The 5,541-nt window shown below is 55.8% G+C and carries 2 rRNA genes; both read left to right on the top strand.

Annotated elements, in window-relative coordinates:
* The first annotated feature begins 180 nt into the window (after nt 1-180).
* Nucleotides 181-1,715 (top strand): 16S ribosomal RNA (locus AC4D2E_RS17590).
* A gap of 535 nt (nt 1,716-2,250) precedes the next feature.
* A 23S ribosomal RNA gene (locus AC4D2E_RS17585) occupies nt 2,251-5,407 on the top strand.
* Together the 16S and 23S rRNA genes form the textbook arrangement of a ribosomal RNA operon.
* Nucleotides 5,408-5,541 lie beyond the last annotated feature (134 nt).

Raw genomic sequence — 5,541 nt, 5'->3', positions numbered from 1 at the left:
TCCTGTTGTTTGAGAACTCAATAGTGTGCCAAGTTTGTTGATACCGATTGTTTTTTGATTGGTTGAATTTGCTGGTTGCTGCGCACCCCGTGTGTGGTGGCTGGTTTTTTTGGCTGGTTTCGAATTTTGTGCAGTGGTGTCGCCCGTTTTCCCGGGTGTCATTGTTGTGTCTGTAATGCATTTACGGAGAGTTTGATCCTGGCTCAGGATGAACGCTGGCGGCGTGCTTAACACATGCAAGTCGAACGATGAACCTCACTTGTGGGGGGATTAGTGGCGAACGGGTGAGTAACACGTGAGTAACCTGCCCTTGACTCTGGGATAAGCCTGGGAAACCGGGTCTAATACTGGATACGACCTTCCCGCGCATGCGGTGTTGGTGGAAAGCTTTTGTGGTTTTGGATGGACTCGCGGCCTATCAGCTTGTTGGTGGGGTAATGGCCTACCAAGGCGACGACGGGTAGCCGGCCTGAGAGGGTGACCGGCCACACTGGGACTGAGACACGGCCCAGACTCCTACGGGAGGCAGCAGTGGGGAATATTGCACAATGGGCGCAAGCCTGATGCAGCGACGCCGCGTGAGGGATGAAGGCCTTCGGGTTGTAAACCTCTTTCAGTAGGGAAGAAGCCGGTCCTTCGGGGTTGGTGACGGTACCTGCAGAAGAAGCGCCGGCTAACTACGTGCCAGCAGCCGCGGTAATACGTAGGGCGCAAGCGTTATCCGGAATTATTGGGCGTAAAGAGCTCGTAGGCGGTTTGTCGCGTCTGCCGTGAAAGTCCGGGGCTTAACTCCGGATCTGCGGTGGGTACGGGCAGACTAGAGTGCAGTAGGGGAGACTGGAATTCCTGGTGTAGCGGTGAAATGCGCAGATATCAGGAGGAACACCGATGGCGAAGGCAGGTCTCTGGGCTGTAACTGACGCTGAGGAGCGAAAGCATGGGGAGCGAACAGGATTAGATACCCTGGTAGTCCATGCCGTAAACGTTGGGCACTAGGTGTGGGGGACATTCCACGTTTTCCGCGCCGTAGCTAACGCATTAAGTGCCCCGCCTGGGGAGTACGGCCGCAAGGCTAAAACTCAAAGGAATTGACGGGGGCCCGCACAAGCGGCGGAGCATGCGGATTAATTCGATGCAACGCGAAGAACCTTACCAAGGCTTGACATGAACCGGAATGATGCAGAGATGTGTCAGCCACTTGTGGCCGGTTTACAGGTGGTGCATGGTTGTCGTCAGCTCGTGTCGTGAGATGTTGGGTTAAGTCCCGCAACGAGCGCAACCCTCGTTCCATGTTGCCAGCGGGTTATGCCGGGGACTCATGGGAGACTGCCGGGGTCAACTCGGAGGAAGGTGGGGACGACGTCAAATCATCATGCCCCTTATGTCTTGGGCTTCACGCATGCTACAATGGCCGGTACAAAGGGTTGCGATACTGTGAGGTGGAGCTAATCCCAAAAAGCCGGTCTCAGTTCGGATTGAGGTCTGCAACTCGACCTCATGAAGTTGGAGTCGCTAGTAATCGCAGATCAGCAACGCTGCGGTGAATACGTTCCCGGGCCTTGTACACACCGCCCGTCAAGTCACGAAAGTTGGTAACACCCGAAGCCGGTGGCCTAACCCCTTGTGGGAGGGAGCCGTCGAAGGTGGGACCGGCGATTGGGACTAAGTCGTAACAAGGTAGCCGTACCGGAAGGTGCGGCTGGATCACCTCCTTTCTAAGGAGCGCCTCGGATCATGTGCCTGTCCTTCAGTGGTGGGTGTGTGGTTCGCAGGAGTCAGCCCATAGCGCGGGCGTTTGTTCCGCGGTGGGTGCTCATGGGTGGAATATCAATGGATAGGTGCCTGGTGGTGCCTGCCGGCTGGTGAGTACGTTCCCTTCGGGGTTCTGGAAAGCGTGTGGTTGGTGGGGGTTACCGGGTTTTACTGTTTGGCACACTGTTGGGTCCTGAGATAACAGGGCTCCATGTTCTGTGCTGGTTGTGCCGGTCCCGGTGTCGAGGGGATGCCTGTTGTGGGTGTCGTTCTCGTGCGGGGGTGGTGTGGCCGGTGGGGGTGTGGGGTCGGGTTGTTTCTGGTTTTCCCGCGCATGCTCTGTCTGTCCCTGTTCGGGGGTGGGTGGGGGTGTGTCGGGGTTGTTGGTTGAGAACTGCATAGTGGACGCGAGCATCTTAAAAAGAAGCAATTTCTAAGAATAATCTGGTTCCGATCTTCGGGTCGGGCCTGGTTTTCTCGATATGTTTTGATCTTAGTGGTCAAGTTTTTAAGGGCACACGGTGGATGCCTTGGCATCAGGAGCCGAAGAAGGACGTGGGAATCTGCGATAAGCCTGGGGGAGTTGATAACCGAACTTTGATCCCAGGATGTCCGAATGGGGAAACCCCGCCCGGCGCGCGAGTGACCGGGTGACCCGTATCTGAACACATAGGGTACGTGGAGGGAACGTGGGGAAGTGAAACATCTCAGTACCCACAGGAAGAGAAAACAATAGTGATTCCGTCAGTAGTGGCGAGCGAACGCGGATCAGGCTAAACCAGTGGTGTGTGATAGCCGGCGGGCGTTGCATCACTGGGGTTGTGGGACTTTCCGTTCCAGTTCTGCCGGACTGGTGAAATGAGTGCGTGCGTATAGGTGAACGGGTTTGAAAGCCCGGCCGGAGAGGGTGTAAGTCCCGTAACCGTAATGCGTGACGCCGTTTGGAGAGGATCCCAAGTAGCACGGGGCCCGAGAAATCCCGTGCGAATCTGCCAGGACCACCTGGTAAGCCTAAATACTCCCTGATGACCGATAGCGGACCAGTACCGTGAGGGAAAGGTGAAAAGTACCCCGGGAGGGGAGTGAAATAGTACCTGAAACCGTGTGCCTACAAACCGTCGGAGCAGACTTAGTTTCTGTGACGGCGTGCCTTTTGAAGAATGAGCCTGCGAGTTAGTGTTACGTCGCGAGGTTAACCCGTGTGGGGAAGCCGTAGCGAAAGCGAGTCTGAATAGGGCGTTGCAGTGGCGTGATCTAGACCCGAAGCGAAGTGATCTACCCATGGCCAGGTTGAAGCGACGGTAAGACGTCGTGGAGGACCGAACCCACTTCAGTTGAAAATGGAGGGGATGAGCTGTGGGTAGGGGTGAAAGGCCAATCAAACTTCGTGATAGCTGGTTCTCCCCGAAATGCATTTAGGTGCAGCGTTGCGTGTTTCTTACCGGAGGTAGAGCTACTGGATGGCTAATGGGCCCTACAAGGTTACTGACGTCAGCCAAACTCCGAATGCCGGTAAGTGAGAGCGCAGCAGTGAGACTGTGGGGGATAAGCTTCATAGTCGAGAGGGAAACAGCCCAGACCACCAACTAAGGCCCCTAAGCGTGTGCTAAGTGGGAAAGGATGTGGAGTTGCCCAGACAACCAGGAGGTTGGCTTAGAAGCAGCCACCCTTGAAAGAGTGCGTAATAGCTCACTGGTCAAGTGATTCCGCGCCGACAATGTAGCGGGGCTCAAGTACACCGCCGAAGTTGTGGCATTCACATAGATCCCAAGCCGGAGACTTGTTCTCCTGAGTTCAGGGGTGTGGATGGGTAGGGGAGCGTCGTGTGGGCAGTGAAGTCGCGGTGTAAACCAGCGGTGGAGCCCACACGAGTGAGAATGCAGGCATGAGTAGCGAAAGACGGGTGAGAAACCCGTCCGCCGAATGATCAAGGGTTCCAGGGTCAAGCTAATCTGCCCTGGGTAAGTCGGGACCTAAGGCGAGGCCGACAGGCGTAGTCGATGGACAACGGGTTGATATTCCCGTACCGGCGAAGAACCGCCAATACTGATCGAGGGATACTAACCGCCAGAAGCATGACCGCCCACCCTTGTGGTGACGTGGTTTTTTGTGGATCGCGGGACCTGATCTCGGGAGGTAAGCGTATTAACAGGTGTGACGCAGGAAGGTAGCCAAGCCGGGCGATGGTTGTCCCGGTCTAAGGATGTAGGGCAGAACGTAGGCAAATCCGCGTTCTTGTGTTCGATCACGGGCCTGAGATCTGATGGGACCCCCGTATGGGGGAATTTGGTGATCCTATGCTGCCGAGAAAAGCATCGGCGCGAGGTTCCAGCCGCCCGTACCCCAAACCGACACAGGTGATCAGGTAGAGAATACTAAGGCGATCGAGAGAATTATGGTTAAGGAACTCGGCAAAATGCCCCCGTAACTTCGGGAGAAGGGGGGCCCCAACTGTGATGGCGACTAGCTCGCCGGAGCGGATCAGGGCCGCAGAGACCAGGGGGAAGCGACTGTTTACTAAAAACACAGGTCCGTGCGAAGTCGCAAGACGATGTATACGGACTGACTCCTGCCCGGTGCTGGAAGGTTAAGAGGACCGGTTAGTTTCACGCTTGCGTGGGACGAAGCTGGGAATTTAAGCCCCAGTAAACGGCGGTGGTAACTATAACCATCCTAAGGTAGCGAAATTCCTTGTCGGGTAAGTTCCGACCTGCACGAATGGAGTAACGACTTCCCCGCTGTCTCAACCATAAACTCGGCGAAATTGCAGTACGAGTAAAGATGCTCGTTACGCGCAGCAGGACGGAAAGACCCCGAGACCTTCACTATAGTTTGGTATTGGTGTTCGGTGTGGCTTGTGTAGGATAGGTGGGAGACTGTGAAGCGTGGACGCCAGTTCACGTGGAGTCATCGTTGAAATACCACTCTGGTCACTCTGGATATCTAACTTCGGCCCGTAATCCGGGTCAGGGACAGTGCCTGATGGGTAGTTTAACTGGGGCGGTTGCCTCCTAAAAAGTAACGGAGGCGCCCAAAGGTTCCCTCAGCCTGGTTGGCAATCAGGTGGCGAGTGTAAGTGCACAAGGGAGCTTGACTGTGAGAGAGACATCTCAAGCAGGGACGAAAGTCGGGACTAGTGATCCGGCGGCACATTGTGGAATGGCCGTCGCTCAACGGATAAAAGGTACCTCGGGGATAACAGGCTGATCTTGCCCAAGAGTCCATATCGACGGCATGGTTTGGCACCTCGATGTCGGCTCGTCGCATCCTGGGGCTGGAGTAGGTCCCAAGGGTTGGGCTGTTCGCCCATTAAAGCGGTACGCGAGCTGGGTTTAGAACGTCGTGAGACAGTTCGGTCCCTATCCGCTGCGCGCGCAGGAAATTTGAGAAGGGCTGTCCTTAGTACGAGAGGACCGGGACGGACGAACCTCTGGTGTGTCAGTTGTACTGCCAAGTGCACCGCTGATTAGCTACGTTCGGATGGGATAACCGCTGAAAGCATCTAAGCGGGAAGCCTGCTTCAAGATGAGATTTCCATACACCTAGAGTGTGAGAGGCCCCCAGCCAGACCACTGGGTTGATAGGCCGGATGTGGAAGCAGGGACGAAAGACCTGTGAAGCTGACCGGTACTAATAAGCCGATAACTTACACCACACACCCACCCCCACCAGAAGGACCAGGGCTCCCGGGCAACCAGGAAAACCCCGGACCCCCGACGGTGACACGGGGAAAGTGAAGATCACATGCTACGCGTCCACTATGCGGTTCCCAACCAACAACGGAACCAC

This window comes from Arthrobacter sp. TJ-265 (assembly GCF_058269135.1).
This window is presented reverse-complemented; position numbering and strand designations above follow the sequence as displayed.